15 protein-coding genes are annotated in these 15,937 nt (G+C 70.9%); 3 read left to right on the top strand and 12 right to left on the bottom strand.

Going from position 1 to position 15,937, the window contains the following annotated elements; genetic code table 11:
• Window positions 1-99: 99 nt before the first annotated feature.
• The 3 genes from A3CE_RS0100145 to A3CE_RS0100135 all read right to left on the bottom strand — a co-directional run bounded on the left by A3CE_RS0100145 (window position 100) and on the right by A3CE_RS0100135 (window position 5,476).
• A complete protein-coding gene (locus tag A3CE_RS0100145) occupies window positions 100-1,134 on the bottom strand; it encodes a GDP-mannose 4,6-dehydratase (protein WP_020638026.1) in 1,035 nt (344 codons plus the stop codon).
• A gap of 180 nt (window positions 1,135-1,314) precedes the next feature.
• The gene (locus A3CE_RS0100140) at window positions 1,315-2,475 is read right to left on the bottom strand and encodes a hypothetical protein (RefSeq protein ID WP_020638025.1); all 1,161 of its coding nucleotides are present in this window, start codon (window positions 2,473-2,475) and stop codon (window positions 1,315-1,317) included.
• 25 nt (window positions 2,476-2,500) lie between these two features.
• The gene (locus A3CE_RS0100135; protein WP_020638024.1) at window positions 2,501-5,476 is read right to left on the bottom strand and encodes an amino acid adenylation domain-containing protein; all 2,976 of its coding nucleotides are present in this window, start codon (window positions 5,474-5,476) and stop codon (window positions 2,501-2,503) included.
• A 175-nt stretch (window positions 5,477-5,651) separates the two neighbouring features.
• Here A3CE_RS0100135 and A3CE_RS0100130 point away from each other — a divergent pair, with 175 nt between their 5' ends.
• Together A3CE_RS0100130 and A3CE_RS0100125 are read left to right on the top strand one after the other, a co-directional pair.
• A complete protein-coding gene (locus A3CE_RS0100130) occupies window positions 5,652-6,431 on the top strand; it encodes a thioesterase II family protein (RefSeq protein WP_020638023.1) in 780 nt (259 codons plus the stop codon).
• A gap of 51 nt (window positions 6,432-6,482) precedes the next feature.
• Window positions 6,483-6,695 carry a DUF5988 family protein gene (locus A3CE_RS0100125; RefSeq protein WP_026468007.1) on the top strand — a complete coding sequence of 71 codons (213 nt, stop codon included), beginning with the start codon at window positions 6,483-6,485 and terminating at the stop codon, window positions 6,693-6,695.
• Between the two features lie 142 nt (window positions 6,696-6,837).
• On the opposite strand, the gene A3CE_RS0100120 is transcribed toward A3CE_RS0100125, so the two are convergent.
• Together A3CE_RS0100120 and A3CE_RS55840 are read right to left on the bottom strand one after the other, a co-directional pair.
• The gene (locus A3CE_RS0100120; protein ID WP_020638021.1) at window positions 6,838-7,476 is read right to left on the bottom strand and encodes a helix-turn-helix transcriptional regulator; all 639 of its coding nucleotides are present in this window, start codon (window positions 7,474-7,476) and stop codon (window positions 6,838-6,840) included.
• 231 nt (window positions 7,477-7,707) lie between these two features.
• On the bottom strand, window positions 7,708-7,854 hold the full coding sequence (locus A3CE_RS55840) for a hypothetical protein (RefSeq protein ID WP_157376757.1): 147 nt from the start codon (window positions 7,852-7,854) through the stop codon (window positions 7,708-7,710).
• Window positions 7,855-8,347: 493 nt separating this feature from the next.
• Here A3CE_RS55840 and A3CE_RS0100110 point away from each other — a divergent pair, with 493 nt between their 5' ends.
• Window positions 8,348-9,109: a DeoR/GlpR family DNA-binding transcription regulator gene (locus A3CE_RS0100110; RefSeq protein ID WP_026468005.1), complete on the top strand. Its 762-nt coding sequence runs from the start codon at window positions 8,348-8,350 to the stop codon at window positions 9,107-9,109.
• Window positions 9,110-9,447: 338 nt separating this feature from the next.
• Here the strand turns inward: A3CE_RS0100110 and A3CE_RS0100105 are convergent, their stop codons facing one another.
• From A3CE_RS0100105 to pfkB, 7 genes are all read right to left on the bottom strand, one after another.
• Window positions 9,448-9,732: an HPr family phosphocarrier protein gene (locus tag A3CE_RS0100105; RefSeq protein ID WP_026468004.1), complete on the bottom strand. Its 285-nt coding sequence runs from the start codon at window positions 9,730-9,732 to the stop codon at window positions 9,448-9,450.
• Window positions 9,733-9,781: 49 nt separating this feature from the next.
• A complete protein-coding gene (gene ptsP, locus A3CE_RS0100100) occupies window positions 9,782-11,449 on the bottom strand; it encodes a phosphoenolpyruvate--protein phosphotransferase (protein WP_020638017.1) in 1,668 nt (555 codons plus the stop codon).
• A 30-nt stretch (window positions 11,450-11,479) separates the two neighbouring features.
• Window positions 11,480-12,538, bottom strand: a complete 1,059-nt coding sequence (locus A3CE_RS0100095; RefSeq protein WP_020638016.1) for a zinc-dependent dehydrogenase — start codon at window positions 12,536-12,538, stop codon at window positions 11,480-11,482.
• The gene (locus A3CE_RS0100090; RefSeq protein ID WP_020638015.1) at window positions 12,535-12,990 is read right to left on the bottom strand and encodes a PTS mannitol transporter subunit IIA; all 456 of its coding nucleotides are present in this window, start codon (window positions 12,988-12,990) and stop codon (window positions 12,535-12,537) included. Before A3CE_RS0100090 ends, A3CE_RS0100095 begins: the two co-directional genes overlap by 4 nt.
• Complete coding sequence (locus tag A3CE_RS0100085; RefSeq protein WP_020638014.1) at window positions 12,980-13,288, bottom strand: hypothetical protein; 309 nt, start codon at window positions 13,286-13,288, stop codon at window positions 12,980-12,982. Before A3CE_RS0100085 ends, A3CE_RS0100090 begins: the two co-directional genes overlap by 11 nt.
• Before the next feature lie 47 nt (window positions 13,289-13,335).
• A complete protein-coding gene (gene mtlA / locus A3CE_RS0100080; RefSeq protein ID WP_020638013.1) occupies window positions 13,336-14,445 on the bottom strand; it encodes a mannitol-specific PTS transporter subunit IIC in 1,110 nt (369 codons plus the stop codon).
• A 92-nt stretch (window positions 14,446-14,537) separates the two neighbouring features.
• Window positions 14,538-15,473, bottom strand: coding sequence for a 1-phosphofructokinase (gene pfkB, locus A3CE_RS0100075; protein ID WP_020638012.1), 936 nt, complete (start codon window positions 15,471-15,473; stop codon window positions 14,538-14,540).
• Window positions 15,474-15,937: the final 464 nt, after the last annotated feature.

The raw sequence follows: 15,937 nt of genomic DNA, 5'->3' as shown, positions 1-15,937 counted from the left end.
GGATCGGTAAATCCCTAGTAGTGCCAGGACAATGCCGGAAAAGCGAAAAGCACGAACCCCGCGGGGTTCGTGCTTTTCAACGGAAAACCGGCGGGAGGGCTACCAGCCCGCCGACACCAGGAGATCGCCGAACTCGCGCTCCCGCTCGGCCTGCCGCAGGTCCGACTCCACCATCATCTGCATCAGCCGGGTGAAGTCCACTTCGGGCTCCCAGCCGAGTTCGGTGCGGGCGCGGGTGTTGTCCGCGCACAGCGTCTCCACCTCCGCCGGCCGCACCAGCGCCGGGTCGATCACGACGTGGTCGCGCCAATCCAGGCCGACGCACTCGAAAGCGATCCGCACCGCGTCCCGGACCGAGTGCATCTTGCCGGTGCCGACCACGTAGTCGCCCGCAGTGGGCTGCTGCAGCATGAGGTGCATGGCGCGCACGTAGTCACCGGCGTACCCCCAGTCGCGTACCGCGTCCAGGTTGCCGAGGCGCAGCTTGTCCTGGAGGCCGAGCTTGATCTGGGCCACCGCCAGGGTGATCTTGCGGGTCACGAACTCCGCGCCGCGCCGGGGTGACTCGTGGTTGAACAGCATCCCGGAAACCCCGTACATCCCGAAGGACTCCCGGTAGTTCCGGGTGATGAAGTGCCCGTAGGCCTTGGCCACGCCGTACGGGCTGCGCGGGTGGAACGTGGTCGTCTCGCGCTGCGGGGTCTCGGCCACCTTGCCGAACATCTCGGAGGAGGACGCCTGGTAGAACCGGATCTGGTTGTCCACGGTCGGCGTGCGGGAGCCGCTCAGCCCGCTGACCACCCGGATGGCCTCCAGCATGCGCAGCACGCCCATGCCGTTGACCTCGGTGACGAGTTCCGACTGCTGCCAGGACATCGGCACGAACGAGATCGCACCGAGGTTGTAGACCTCGTGCGGCTGCGCCGCGTCCACGGCGGAGACCAGGCTGGCCTGGTCCATCAGGTCACCGTCCACAAAGGTCACGTCACCCAGCAGCCTGCTCACCCTCGACTTCCGGGGGTTCGCCTGGCCCCGGATGAGCCCCCACACCTGGTATCCCTGCTCGAGCAGGTGTTCGGCCAAGTAGGAGCCATCCTGCCCGGTTATCCCGGTGATCAGTGCGCGCTTGGTCATGCGCCGCACCCCTTTCTTCGCGACGAGCCGGACAGCGGGCTTCGGATCTCATGCTCCGGTCCGACCGTCGCAGCCGGTCGAACCAGGTGTCAATCGAACTCGAAGCGGTACTGGGGAATTTCCGAGAGTTGCCAGGCCGATCCCTCGATCGGCGGTGCGGGTCAACGGTTCCGCGGACTGTCAGCCGGTTTCCTGCGGCACCAGGGCCGCGCCGAGCCGGTCGAGCAGGGCGTCCACCCGCTCGGCCATCCCGGGACCGTCCCACCAGGACAGGGTCAGGTCGGTCCGGCCGTCGCCCTCGGTGGCGACGACGGACAAGGCGGCGCCGGGCTCCATCGGGCACAGCACATACCCGGCGGCCGCGGTGAAACCGTCCGTGTGGAACCACCCGGGCCGCACCGGGCCCAGGTGGTACACCTCGGCCAGCAGGCTGTGCCGATCGTCCCGCCGCGCGCTGCGGTCGACCCGCCGGACGATGTGCCGGAGCAGCGGCAGCGGTGCTTTGAGGATCTCCGCGCCCGGCGCGTCGACCCGGCAGGTCCGGTCCGCGAGCGCGTCGGCCAGCTGCCGGTCCACCTCCGGCCAGGAGTCACCGGCCCGCAGGTCCAGGGAGACAGCCAGCGAGAGGTTGCCCGTCGACCGGATCTCCGGGTGGCCGGGGCGCACGTCGACGACGAAGCCGACCGGGGCCACGGGGTGGCCGGACAGCTCCACCAGCGCCGCGGCCAGCCGCGCCTCGAGCGCCGGGACCGTGCCCTCGATCGTGCACCGCCGCCAGAGTTGGCGGCGCAGGTCCGCTCCCGGCGGAATCCCGAGCAGGGCGGGCATCCCGGTATCGGATCCGGCTTCGCCGGCCTGCCGGTGGAGCGGATCGTCGAGGTCTTCGAAGGTGGCGGGCGACGGGGCGCCGGCCGGTTCTTCACCGCGCAGAACCCGGAACACGTCACGGGCCCACCACAGCAACCCGCGTGCGTCCATCACGGCGTGCCCGGCCCGGAACACCACCGTCGGCTGCGGCCCCGCGAACAGCACCACCTCGCACGTGCGGCCCGCTCGCCCGGGCAGCGAAGTGCGCAGCTCGGGCGCGTCGGCCGGGAGCCCGTGCGTCACCGTCACCGCCGGCGCGACGCCGCTGTCCACCCACGTGCGGCCGCGGCGGACGAGCCGGGCGCCCGGGCAGGCCCGGGACGCGACCGCCACCGCGCGGCGCAGCTCTCCCGGGCCGATGTGGCCGGTGCCCTCGACGCACAGGTTCAACGCCGCCGACACCTTGCGCGGAAAGCCCAGGAACCACCACTCGATCGGGTCGATCGGGCGGCTGAAACCGTTGTCAGTTCTCATGTCAGTACCTGTTCCGATGCCCATTTCACTGCCCCGCCCGAGCCTGCACAGCCAGTTCGGCCACGTGCTCGACGGTCGTCCGGCGGATGATCTCGGGCAGCCGGCTGACGAACGCGCGCTCACCGTCCGGACCCGTGGCGTGCCGGGCGACCTGCGCGACCATGGTGATCAGCGACAGCGAGTCGCCGCCGAGCCGGTGGAAATCACTGGCGCCGTGCAACCGGTCGGCCTCGACGCCGAGCACCTGCGACCAGATCCGCGCCACCGTGTCCTCCATGCCTTCGAGCGCCCCGCCGGCCACCGGCTTCGCGTCCCCGAACGGGTCCGGCAGCGACGCGGTCGCGATCTTGCCGTTCATCGAGCGCGGGAACTCCGCGACCGGCACGATCGTGGCCGGCACCAGGTAGCCGGGCAGCTGTTCGGCCAGGTAGCCGGTCAGCTCGCCGATGTCGATCGGCCCGTCGGCGGCGGTGACGTACCCGCACAACGTCTTGTCGCGGTGGCCCGGCCGGGAGCGCGCGACGACCACGGCGCCGGACACGGCCGGGTGCGTCTCCATGGTCTGCGCGATCTCGGCGGGCTCGATGCGGTGGCCGAGCACCTTGATCTGGTCGTCGATCCGCCCGCAGAACTCCAGGCCGCCGCCGGGCAGCCGGCGCACGATGTCGCCCGTGCGGTAGACCCGGCCGCCGTCGGCCAGCCGGACGAACCGCTCGCGCGTCAGGTCGGGCCGGCCCCGGTAGCCCCGGGCGAGCTGGCTGCCGCCGATGTACAGCTCGCCGGGCTCGCCGGGGGCGACGTAACCCCGGCCGGCGTCGAGCACGTGGTAGGTGACGCCGTCGTACGGCACGCCGATCGGCACGGCCGCGCCCTCGTCGCGGTCGGCGTCGAAGTCGTGGTACCCGACGCCGATGGTGGCCTCGGCCGGTCCGTACATGTTGGTGATCAGGCAGTCCGGCCCGAACACCTGCCGGGCGCGCAGGGCCACCCCGCGGGTGAACTGCTCGCCGATGACCAGCAGGGTCCGCACCGCGCCCGGCCGCAGCTCCAGGCGGGTGATGAGGTCGAGGTGCGAGGGCGTGAGGGAGAGCGTCGTGGCCCCGGCGTCGAGGACCTCCTGCAGGCCGAGGTGGCTGATCTCGTCGCGCAGCAGCTGCAGCGTGCCCCCGACGGTGAGGGGCAGGATCAGCGAGAGCTGCGCGAGGTCGAAAGACAGCGAGCAGAGCAGCGGCAGCCGGGTGGCCGGGCCGATGCCGTGTTCCTTCGTCGCGCAGGTCGCGTACGCCGCGATGCTCCGGTGTTCGACCTCGACGCCCTTGGGCCGGCCGGTCGAACCCGAGGTGTAGACGACGTAGGCGAGGTCGCCGGGCGCCGGGGCGGCCGGCTCCAGGTCGGCGTCGCGCGGCAGGTCGTCGAGCACGAGCCCGGCGCAGCCGTCCGGGCGGTGGTCGCGCCGGTCGTGCGGCCGGGTGACCAGGCAGGCCGCGGCCTTCGCGTCGGCCAGGAGGGTCCGGATGCGGGCGTCCGGGTGCTGTGGGTCCATCGGCAGGTACGCGGCGCCGGCCATCAGGGTGCCCCACGCTCCGGCGACGGCGTCCACGGTCTTGTCCGCGAGCAGCCCGACCACGTCCTCGCGGCCGACTCCCAGCTCCCGCAGGGACTTCGCGACACCGCGCATCCGCCGGTCCAGCTCGGCGTAGGTGACCTCGCCGTCCGACGCGCTCACCGCGATCGCGTCCGGACGGCGGCGGACCTGTTCCAGGAACCGGTCCACGATTCCGGGGCCCGGATCCGGCAGCGCCGCGGACGTCAGCCGGCCCTGCTCGCGGTGGACGGCCGGAGCGAGCGCCTCGCCGACGGTGTCGAGCAGGGCGTCGACCCGCTCGGACATGCCGGGGCCGTCCCACCAGGCCACCGTGAGGTCGGTGCGGCCGTCGCCCTCGGTCGCCACGACGGACACCGGCGTGGCCGGCTCCATCGGCGACACCATGTACGCGCCGGCGGCCTCGAACGTGCCGGTGTGGAACCACTCCGCCGGAACCCGGCCGAGGTTGTTCACGTTGGCCGTGGCGCTGAACCGGTCCTCCCGGCGGGCCGAGCGCTCGGCGCGCCGGATGAAGTACCGCAGCAGCGGGACGGGCGCCTTGAGGATGCTGGGGTCGGGGGCCGAGACCCGGCCGTCCTGGTCGCTCAGCGCGGCCAGCAGCCGCTGGTAGATCTCTTCCCACGAGTCGACGGCCGCCACGTCCAGGGACAGGACGAGCGACAGGTTGCCGGTGGACCGGATCTCGGGGTGGAACGGGCGCAGGTCCAGCGGAAACCGGATCGGCGCGGTGGGCCGGCCGGAGAACGCGGTCACGGCGGCGGCCAGCTTGGCGCTCAACGCCGGGAAGTTCCCGTCGACCGTCCGCCGCCGCCACAGCTGCCGGCGGATGTCCGCGCGCGGCGGGATCCCGAGCAAGGACGGCACCTTGGTGGCCGCCTCGGCTTGGCCGGCCTGGCTGTAGAACGGGTTGTCGAGGTCCAGCACGGTCCCGGTCGACCGCGCGCCGGCCGGTTCCTCCCCGCGCAGGGCGCGGAACACGTCTCGCGCCCAGAGGATCAGCCCGCGCCCGTCCATCACCACGTGGCTCGCCCGCAGCACCACGGTCGGCTCGGGACCGTCGAGCAGCAGCACCTCGCAGTTCGCGCCGGAGCGGTTGGGCAGCGGCGAGCGCAGTTCGGGCGCGGCGCAGGGGTCCGCGACGCCGGAGACCACCTTGACGGCCGGGTCGGCACCCCCGTCGACCCAGCGGCGACCACGGCGGACGAGCCGGGCGCCCGGGCACGCCTCGGAAGCGACGGCCACCGCGCGGCGCAGGCTCTCGGTGTCCAGCCGGCCGGCGCCTTCGACACAGAAGTTCGTGACCGGTGACATCTTCGCCGGGAAGCCGAGGAACCACTGCTCGATCGGGCACACCAGCCGCGTGAAGGCGGCGTCTTCCGGTAGACGATCGGTCATCGCCGTGCTCCGTCCCGCTTCAGTCGACAACTCCGGGTCGAAGTCTGCATCCCGGAATCAGCCGGTCACAACAAATCGGCGCACTTCTAGGAGAAGTCCCGGAAGCAGCCACGCGCGGGGCCGGACCGCCGCTGTCTAGGGATTTCTCGCCCGAGCCGCGACCTACCCTTCCGAAGTGGACATCTCAGAAACCGAAGCCGCACTCTGGATCCGCCGCTTCGCCGGCACGCCGGACGCGACGGCCCGGCTGGTCTGCTTCCCGCACGCGGGTGGCGCGGCGAGCTTCTTCCAGCCGGTGGCGCGCGCCCTGGCGCCCGCTGCGGACGTGATCTCGCTGCAGTACCCGGGACGGCAGGACCGGCGCCGGGAACCGGTCATCCGGTCCGTCGACGAGTACGCCGCGCGGCTGACCGCCGTGCTGGGCGGCCTGCCGCCGATGCCGACCGTCTACTTCGGACACAGCATGGGCGCGATCCTCGCCTTCGAGGTGGCGCACCGCCTGGCGGCAGCGGGTGGCGGCGCACCGGCGTCGCTGGTCGCGTCCGGCCGCCGCGGCCCGGCGACCGTCCGCGAGGAGTTCGTGCACCTGCTCGGCGACGACGGCATCATCGCCGAGGTCCAGGAGCTCGGCGGCACCGACACGGCGTTGCTGGACGACGAGGAGATCCGCCGGATGGCGCTGCCCGCCATCCGGGGCGACTTCACCGCCATCGAAACCTACAGCTGCCCGCCGGACCGGCTGGTGCCCTGCCCGGTCACCGTCTTCATCGGCGACACCGATCCCAAGGTGACGGCCGAAGAGGCCCGGATGTGGGGGCAGCACACCACCGGCGCCTTCGCCATGCACGTCTACCGCGGCGGCCACTTCTTCCTGGTGGAGCACTCGGCGGACGTGCTGGCGCGCTTGCGGGCCGAGCTGGCCCGGGTCGCCGCCACCCACGCCGTCCGGGCCTGACCCACGCCGGGCCCGGCGACCGCCCATCACCGCAACGAGGAGGTATCCGCTGTGTCGGCCAGGAAAGCGACGTTGATCGGCGGGCCCGCCGGCCTGCCCGCGAACGATCGGACCCGCGAGGTGACCACCGGGCTCGAGGAGAAGCTGAAGATCCCGCACGGAGCGGGCTACGAGCACTTCAGCCACGACGGCGAGTTTTCGGTGGTGGACGGGGCCGAGGCCGCCGTCTTCCGCTGGTGCGGCAGCACCCGCGTCGCCGAGTGAAACCCGGGGCGAGCCGGTCCTCCCTTCACCGGCTCGCCCGGATCGCCACCGGAGAGCACGCGCTTACGCACCCCAACGGAAAAGCCGTGGCGGTGCCCCTTCGCCAGGGGCACCGCCACGGCTTTTCCGTTGGGGATGTCCGTCAGGTCACCACGCCGGGCACGACCCGGGGCGGCCAGCAGTCGGCGGCGAGCAGACCCATCGAGTAGGCCCGGGAAACCAGGGCCGGCCGGTTCGACACCCGGAGCTTCCGCAGCATCGAGCCGACGTGGTACTCCACGCCCTGGCGGCTCAGGTACAGGCGGCTGGCCAGCTGCACGGTGGACGCACCGGCCGCCACCCCTTCCAGGATCCGCCCGTCGAGCTCGGTCAGCAGCGCCTTCCGGGCGCGTGACCGGCGGCGGCCCTGCTCGGGGACCTCGGCTTCCTCGGCGATGACGCCGTCCGGGGAGACCAGCACGACGATCGACGACAGCTCGTCGGTCTCGCCGCGCACCGCCACCGCGGTCAGCTCACCGGAGAACAGGTTGTCGGGCCCGTACATGCCGAGCACGCGCTCGGCGAAGCGATTGTGGCCGCGTTTCACCAGCCCGGCGAAGTGCCGGTCCAGCACGGCCTGGGTACCCGGGTGCAGCAGCTCGTAGAGCCCGCGCCCGCACACGTCGGCGGAGCTCCGGCCGAACTGCTCGAAGAACTCGTCGTTGGCCGCCACCACGGTCAGGTCCGGCAGCAGGCTGGCCATGCAGGTCTTGGTGTCGGCACCATCGGACGGGTTCGGCATCGCGGCGAGACCGGAACCTGGTACCGCAGTCGCACTTTCCATCATCACCATCACCGACTTTCCGGCAGTACCAGAGTGGGACCGCCCTCAACCTGACTCGCGGCAGCGGTTTCCCGGCCTCCGCGCCCGGCTCGATCTCAGCCGGATTGTCTTCCTGCGGGCAGCGCCGCAGAAGGTCCTGTTTCGAGTCAATCGATGTCCGCCGCGCGGCGGCACCACCCGGGGCACCCGTCAGCGCGCGCACCCGTTCGACCCGGCGGTCTTGGCGCCGTCGTCACGGCCGATCGGCGGACTGGAGCCGTACGCGCCGACGACGGTGGTTTCCCGGGGGAACCGGATCGCGTCCACGGTCGGCATGGTCATGGTCTCGGCAGGCAAGATCGGCTCCTTCCTCGATCACGTTCCCGGCTCGTGTGGCGATCGCGCCCGGAGGGCGTCCAGAACGCCAGGGCTTGCCGGCACGACACCAGGTCGGCGTCACCGGGGTCGCTACCGATCGGCGAGCCTCCACCGGTACCGGGCACCTCGCCACCGTGGCGGCCGGCCCAAAACTGATAGCGGGGCCGGCGTCGCACGTGACGGCGATCTTCTCGGCTTTCGCCTTGTTGATCGCGTGATTTGGACGTTACTTGGGTTCGTATGGCTTTGGCAAGACTTCGTGTGACTAAGGGCGCGATTTACTGACCATATCAACGTTTTCCCCAGTAAACTGGCCACAGACCCGCACGCCCGGGGTCGAACCCACGAAAACCGACATCAAAACAACACAGCGCGTTGGCCTTGTTCCCGTGAACCGTTACGCTGGGCAACAGGCCAATCCGGCACCACTGCACCGACCACCGCGGGCTCCGCACCACCAAAGGCGATGACGATGTACGCAGAAGAACGGCAGCGTGTGTTCCTGGACCGGGCACGTGCCAACGGTCGCGTCGACGTGGCCGAACTGGCCGCCGAGTTCTCGGTCACCACCGAAACCGTCCGCCGCGACCTCACCGTACTCGAACGACACGGCCTGCTCCGCCGCGTCCACGGCGGCGCCATCCCCGTCGAGCGCCTCGGGTTCGAACCCGCCCTCGCCACCCGCAACACCCTCATGGCCACCGAAAAAGACCGCATCGCCAAAGCCGCCATCACCGAAATCCCCGAAGAAGGCGCCATCCTCCTCGACGCCGGCAGCACCACCGCCCGCCTCGCCGAACACCTCCCCGCCGACCGCGAACTCACCGTCGTCACCAACTCCATCACCATCGCCACGACCCTCTCCACCCGCCCCAACATCACCCTCATGCTCGTCGGCGGACGACTCCGCGGCCGCACCCTCGCCCTCGTCGACTCCTGGGCCCTCCAAGCCCTCCGAGACACCTTCGTCGAAGTCGCCTTCATCGCCACCAACGGACTATCCCTCGAACGCGGCCTCACCACCCCCGACACCGCCGAAGCCATGGTCAAACAAGCCTCCATCAACTGCGCCCGCCGCACCGTCCTCCTCGCCGACCACACCAAAGTCGGCAACGACCACTTCGCCCGCTTCGCCGAACTATCCGACATCGACACCTTCATCACCGACGACGGCATCGACAAACACGTAGCCCGAGACCTCGCCGGAGCCGGACCGCGCATGGTCATCGCCTGAGCGCGCCGCCGGGAACAGCCTGTCTCCTCGCAGCGGGCGCCGGGTCGCGCCCGGGCGGCGTCATGCCCGCCCGCGCACAAGCCGGCGCCCTTACGCATGGGCACGTTCGTCCGGCGCCGGTGCCCGAAAGCACCCACGACGAAGCCGCGGTCCCGCCCGGGGGTGGGCGAAACCGCGGCGACGTACCGCGTGGGAGTCCGGTGAGCCGTCCGGACAGTGACCAGAACGGCTCACCGGAAATCCGAGGGCCGGCAGGGCGCGCACCCGGGGTCCTCAGTGGACACCGCAGGCGCGCGGCGGCCCGGCCGGCCAGGGGGTCACCTGCCGGGCCACCGGCGTCAGCCGGCCGACTGCTCGGCCGAGTCGAGATCGCGCGCCAGCAGCTCGGCGATCTCCGCCACCGCGCTCTCCGCGCCTTCGCCCTCGGCCGTGATCAGCACTTCTTCGCCGCCGCGGACGCCGAGGGCCATCACCCCGAGGATGCTGGCGGCGTCCACCAGCTTGTCCTCGCTGCGGCCGATCTTCACCGGCACCGGCTGCCTGGCCGCCGCTTCGACGAGCAGCTTGGCCGGCCGCGCATGCAGCCCGACAGGCGACCCGATTACCACTGTTTTACTGGACATTCCGGTATTCCCATCTGGTTTGAAAGCGCGTTGCCCGGGCGGCGGCCGCTCAACCGCCGGACTTGGCGGCGAACTCCGCCGCGACCCGGCGGGCCTTCGGCGCGTCGGGCGCGGACAGCACCTCGCGGGCCAGGACTTCGCACTGCTCGAGCGTGTAGTCGGTCAAGGCGGCGCGGACCGCGGGGACCGCGGACACCGACATCGACAGGCTGGTGATGCCGAGGCCGGCGAACACCGGGGCCAGCCCCGGGTCGCTGGCCGCCTCGCCGCAGATGCCGGCGGCCTTGCCCGCCTCCTTGGCCGCCGCCGCGACGTTTGCCACGAGCGCCAGCAACGCCGGCTGCCAGGGGTCCAGCAGCTCCCCCAGTTCACCCAGCATCCGGTCCGCGGCGTAGGTGTACTGCGACAGGTCGTTGGTGCCGATGCTGACGAAGTCGACCTCCGCCAGGATGTCCGCCGCCCGGATCGCCGCGGCCGGCACCTCGATCATGACGCCGGCCCGGCCGATGCCGTGCTCGCGGGTCAGGTCGCGGAACGCCGCGGCCTCCGCCGGCGTGGCGATCATCGGAGCCATCACCCGCACGTCCGCGTCGTGGTCGGCGGCCGCCAGGCTGATCGCCCGCAGCTGCGCAGTGAGCAGCTCCGGGTGGCGGACGCCGACGCGGTAGCCGCGCACGCCGAGGGCCGGGTTGGGCTCGTCTTCGGTGTTGGCGAACGGGATGTACTTGTCGGCTCCGGCGTCCAGCGTCCGGATGACCACCGGACGGCCGGCGAACCCGCGCAGCACCTCGCCGTAGGCCGCCCGCTGTTCCTCGACCGACGGGGCCTCCGTGCGGTCCAGGAACAGGAACTCGGTGCGGAAGAGCCCGACCCCTTCGGCGTCGGCGGCGGCTTCGGCCGAGGCGCCGCCGACGCTGCCGACGTTGAGCAGGAGCTTGACCGGGTGGCCGTCGGCGGTGGCGCCGGGACCGCTGTGCCGGGCGAGCTTTTCCTTCAGCGCGTCGGACTCGGCCCGGACCTGGCGAACGTGGTCGTCGGTCGGGTCCACGACCACCGTGCCGCGCCCGCCGTCGACCGCGACCCGCTGCCCGGCCTCGAGGCCCGCGGCGCCGGCGCAGCCGACCACCGCGGGGATCCCGAGCGCCCGGGCGACGATCGCCGTGTGACTCGTCGGGCCCCCCTTCTCGGTGACGATGCCGAGCACCTTCGCCGGGTCGAGCAGGACCGTGTCGGCCGGCGCGATGTCCTGGCCCACCAGGACGAACACCCCGTCGACGTCGGGAATGCCGGGTGGCTCCAGCCCCAGCGCGGCGGCGATCGCCCGGTCCCGGATGTCGATCAGGTCGGCCGCCCGCTCCCCGACGTAGCCGCCGATGCTCTCCAGCGCGGCGACGTGCTTGCCGAAGGCGTCGGAAATCGCCCACGCCGCCGGCCGCCCGTTGTCCACCGAGGCGCGGATGCCCGCCGTCAGTGAGGCGTCCTTGGCCATCATGATCTGGGTGTCCATGATGGACTTCGCCTCGCCGCTGACCGAGGCCGCGCGCTTCTCCAGGTCCGCCACCGCCGCGTCGAGCGCTTCGGTGGCGGCCGCCAGTTCGGCTTCCGGCTCTGCCGGGGCGTCCCAGTGCTCCGGCAGCACCGGGGGCGGGGTCAGCCGCACCACCGGGCCGGCGGCCGCACCGGGGCTCGCCGGGTTGCCGCGCAGTTCCTCAACCAACTCTGGTCGCCTCCTTCTCGCCCGCCCCGCTCACGCGGCGTCGGACGTGCCCGGCTCGATGGTCACCTTGATGGCCTCGCCACTGCTGACGATGTCGATCGCGCGGCGCACCTCCGACAGCGGCAGGTGGTGGGTGATCAGGTCGTCGACCGGGACCCGGCCCGAGGAGATCAGCTCGAGCGCCTGGCGGTTGTGGTCGGGGCTCGACCCGTTGGCGCCGTAGATGGTCAGCTCGCGGTAATGCACGAGGTTGGAATCGCACGCGATGATCGGGTTGTCCTTCGGCAGGCCGCCGAAGAAGCTGATCCGGCCGCGGCGCGCGGTCATCTTGAGCGCGTCCTCCTGGGCCTTGCCCGCGGCCGCCGCCGTGATGACCACGTCGGCGCCGTCGCCACCGGTGAGCTCGAGGACCTTCTCCACCGGGTCGACTTCGGCGCCGCAGATCGCGGCGTCCGGCTTGACCAGCTCCGCCGCCATGTCCAGCCGGCCGCGGTTCAGTTCGACCAGGTACACCGCGGCCGCGCCCTTGGCGCGGGCGAGCCGCACGTGCAGGCAGCCGATCGGACCGGCGCCGACGACCACGACGACGTCGCCTCGGCCGACCTGCGCGAAGCTCTGCCCGTTGAGGACGCACGCCAGCGGTTCGGCGACCGAGGCCTCGGCATAGCTGACGCCGTCGGGAATCCGGTTGACACCGTCGACCTTGAGCACCTGCTTCGGCACGATCATGTACTCCGCGAACCCGCCGTCGAAGTGGTAGCCCATCGACAGCTGGTTGGGACAGACCTGCTGCAGGCCCTTGCGGCACTGCTTGCACTCGCCGCACGGGATCGCCGCGATCACCTGGACGCGGTCGCCGGAGTTCCAGCCGGAGACGTTCGCGCCGGTCTCGACGACCTCGCCGGCGATCTCGTGGCCGATCACCCGCGGCGGGTCGATGTGGTGGTGCCCGTGCTTGAAGATCTTCAGATCCGTGCCGCACGTGGAGGTGTTGTGCACCCGGATCTTGATCTCGTCCGGGCCTGGGTTCGGCTCGTCGGCCTCTTCGACCCGCAGATCGCCTGGCGCGTAGAAACGTGCCACCTTCATTCGGAGAACTCCTCGTCCATCTGATTCAACAGTCGCAAGATCGTCTCGACGTCCGGCGCCTCCCGCAGCTGCCGTGCCTGCTCGCCGTCCATCAGGATCCGGGCCAGCGAGGACAAGATGCCGACCTGCTCCGACCCCTGGGCGGCGATGCCGACGCACAGCCGCACGTCGTTGCCGTCCCAGTCGACCCCGCCGGGGAACTGGAGGATCGCCAGCTTGGTCCGCTTCACGAACCGGCGGGACTCGTCGGTGCCGTGCGGGATGGCGACGTTTTCGCCGAGGTAGGTCGACACCGAGCGTTCGCGCTCGTGCATCGCGTCGAGGTAGTCCGGCTCCACCGCCCCCAGCTCCAGGAGCTTGCGGCCGACCTGCGTGATCGCGTCGGCCTGGCCGGTGGCGGTGCAGCCGATGAGGACGGACTCGGCGCCGAGGATGGCAGCGTCAGTCGGCAAGGGAACCGCCGTCCCGGATCGCCGTCTCGACCTGGTCGAACACCGGGTCGCCCAGGAAGCTCTGGAACCCGAGGATCACGGCCGAGGCGTTGGCCTTGCGGGCCCGTTTGACCAGGGTGCTCTGGCACAGCACGACCTGCGCGTCACCCGGGATGTCGTTGACCGGCGTGTGCTCGACCTTGACCGAGTAGGGCTTCAGCCGCTTGGCGAGCTGGGACGCGACCATCACGCTACTGCCCATGCCGGCGTCACAGGCGATGATGACCTTTTTGACTTCTTTGCCTTCGATGCTGCTCACAACCGCACTTCCTTCCTTCGATCGACGATGATCGCCAAGCCTGACCGTCAAGTGACGGCTCCACCATTCGCCACGGCCAGTTCACGTTCCTCCTTGCGGGCGTCCCGGCCGAACTTCAGCAGGGCCGCGGCGACGACGAACGACACGATCGCGGCGACGAGCACGCCGGCGATGACCCCGACGTAACCGCCCTTCGGCGTCACCGCGAGGACCGCGATGATGCTGCCCGGCGACGGCGTCGCCGTCAGGCCCGCGCCGAAGATGCTGAACGTCGCGACACCGGCGGCGCCACCGGCGACCGCGGCCAGGATCAGGCGCGGAGTGGCCAGGACGTACGGGAAGTAGATCTCGTGGATCCCACCGAAGAACTGGATGATGATCGCGCCGGGCGCGGTGGCCCGTGCGCTGCGTGCGCCGAAGAACGTCAGCGCCAGCAGGATGCCGAAACCGGGGCCGGGGTTCGGCTCGATGAGGAACTCGATGGCCTTGCCGTCGCGCAGAGCGTCGGCGACGCCCAGGGGGCTGAGTACACCGTGGTTGATGGCGTTGTTGAGGAACAGCACCTTCGCGGGCTCGACGATGATCGAGACCAGCGGGAGCAGGTGCGCGTCGATCAGGACCTGTACGCCGTGGCCGAGGCCCTTGGTGATGCCCTGCACGACCGGGCCGATGCCCAGCAGGCCGAGCACCGCCATGGCGCCACCGATGATGCCGGCGCTGAAGTTGTCGACGAGCATCTTGAAGCCCGGGGCGGTTTTGCTGCCGACCTTGTCGTCCCACAGCTTGATCAGGAAGCCACCAAGCGGGCCGACGATCATCGCGCCGAGGAACATCGGGATTGAGGCGCCGACCGCGATCCCGACCGTCGCGACCGCACCGACGACCGCGCCGCGCTGGCCGTGGACCAAGCGGCCGCCGGTGTAGCCGATCAGGACCGGCAGCAGGAAGTTGATCATCGGATCGACGAGCTCGGCGATGTGCGCGTTGGGCGCCCACCCGCTCGGGATGAACAGGGCGGTGATCAGGCCCCAGGCGATGAACGCGCCGATGTTCGGCATGACCATGCTGGCGAGCTGACCGCCGAAGCGCTGGACCGAGACCCGCGCGCGCTCCGCCCTCGACGGAGTTTCTTCGTCGATCTCCGTAGTGGTAGTCATCGTTGGCTTCCTCTTCCGAAAAGGTGATTTGAGGGTTCGCCATCAACCGATGGCGGATACCGGAGCGAACTGGCTCTCGCTGCGCCGCAACGCTATTCGCGAACCTTCTCGTCCCAGCCGGGATGCGGTTCCACCCGCACTCGACGCGCCTCCACGTCTTGAGGCCCCGGCATCGTGCTGCCCGGGAGCGACACCGCGGCCGCACCCCAGGCGACGGCTGTGGCCAGCGCCTGCGGGCCACTCCCCCCTGCCGCCAGGAAACCGGCGAGCATCGCGTCGCCGGCACCGACCGAACTCCGCGGTTCGGCCGATGCGTTGGCGCACCAGATCCCCGCGTCTTCGACCAGCACGGCGCCTTTGCTGCCGAGACTGGCCAAAACCTTTCCCGCGCCGAGAAAACGCAGCTCCTGCGCGGCGTCCACGATGTCCCGCACCGTGTCGAGCCGCCGGTCGACAGCTTCCTCGAGCTCGTCGAGGTTCGGCTTGACCAGCGCCGGCCCGGCCTTCACCGACGTCCGGAACGCCGGGCCGCTGGTGTCGACGACGACCCGGACCCCGGTGGGGGCGAGCCGTTCGATCAGCGCCGCGTAGAAGTCCTCACCGACGCCGGGCGGCAGGCTTCCCGCCACCACCACCCAGCGCGCGTCGGCCACGTTGGCCAGCAGGACGTCGCACACCGTCTCGATCTCCTGTGCCGACAGGCGCGGGCCGATCTCGTTCAGCTTCGTCACCGTGGCGTCCGGTTCCACGATGCTGATGTTGCTGCGCACCGGCTTTTCGGTGCGGACCCTGACCACGTCGATGTCGCAGTCCTCAAGGAGACTGATCAGCTGATCGCCTTCGGCACCGCCGGCGGGAACCACCGCACGAGCCTTGTGTCCGTTGCGGACCAGCGCCCGGGCGACGTTGATGCCTTTGCCGCCGGGCTGGAGGGTGGCGCCGGTGGCCCGGTGCAGATCGCCCCGGGTGAGCCGAGCCACCTCGACCGTGCGGTCGACGCTCGGGTTCGCCGTCAGGGTCACGAACACTTCAGTACACCTCCACCGAGAACCACTTTGGTTTGAGTGATGTTGCCTGTGTTCGTCTGCGTTTGCAACCCCCAATCGTGACGGAGGTCGCAACCGTTGCCGAGCACCTACCCTTGCCCGCGGACCCGCAGTGCTGGACCCGTCGCACGGCCGATCGGTCAGCCGCCGGACGGAGGCGAGAAAACCAACATAAATCAACATGGACGACAGCGAACCGAGTCACGCAACGTGCTCGATCGGCACACTCGCCGCGCCCTCGCCGGCGTACGCCCACCTGGTCCCGACCCGGTGGCGGCCCAGCCAAGGGGCATCGAACTGGCAGTGGGCTGGATTCCGGAGCTTCCGCAGCGAGTTCACGCCACGGTGCCCGACCGGCGCAGCGCCCGGGACCGCCACCCAAAGACCGGGAAATCCCTCGACTTCCGGCCTGGTCCCTTGCCGGGCAGGGCCCCGCGGAGACGGGG

The organism is Amycolatopsis balhimycina FH 1894 (genome assembly GCF_000384295.1).
Taxonomy (GTDB): Bacteria; Actinomycetota; Actinomycetes; order Mycobacteriales; family Pseudonocardiaceae; genus Amycolatopsis; species Amycolatopsis balhimycina.
The sequence above is the reverse complement of the archived record's forward strand: the minus strand, read 5'-3'. Positions and strand labels throughout refer to the sequence as shown.

What these genes read in the sequence shown, in the direction of transcription:
- A3CE_RS0100135 (WP_020638024.1), bottom strand. Translation starts at nt 5,476, where the DNA reads ATGACCGATCGTCTACCGGAAGACGCCGCCTTCACGCGGCTGGTGTGC.
- A3CE_RS0100120 (WP_020638021.1), bottom strand. Translation starts at nt 7,476, where the DNA reads ATGCCGAACCCGTCCGATGGTGCCGACACCAAGACCTGCATGGCCAGC.
- mtlA (WP_020638013.1), bottom strand. Translation starts at nt 14,445, where the DNA reads ATGACTACCACTACGGAGATCGACGAAGAAACTCCGTCGAGGGCGGAG.
- A3CE_RS0100095 (WP_020638016.1), bottom strand. Translation starts at nt 12,538, where the DNA reads ATGAAGGTGGCACGTTTCTACGCGCCAGGCGATCTGCGGGTCGAAGAG.
- A3CE_RS0100140 (WP_020638025.1), bottom strand. Translation starts at nt 2,475, where the DNA reads ATGAGAACTGACAACGGTTTCAGCCGCCCGATCGACCCGATCGAGTGG.
- A3CE_RS0100145 (WP_020638026.1), bottom strand. Translation starts at nt 1,134, where the DNA reads ATGACCAAGCGCGCACTGATCACCGGGATAACCGGGCAGGATGGCTCC.
- A3CE_RS0100110 (WP_026468005.1), top strand. Translation starts at nt 8,348, where the DNA reads ATGTACGCAGAAGAACGGCAGCGTGTGTTCCTGGACCGGGCACGTGCC.
- A3CE_RS0100105 (WP_026468004.1), bottom strand. Translation starts at nt 9,732, where the DNA reads ATGTCCAGTAAAACAGTGGTAATCGGGTCGCCTGTCGGGCTGCATGCG.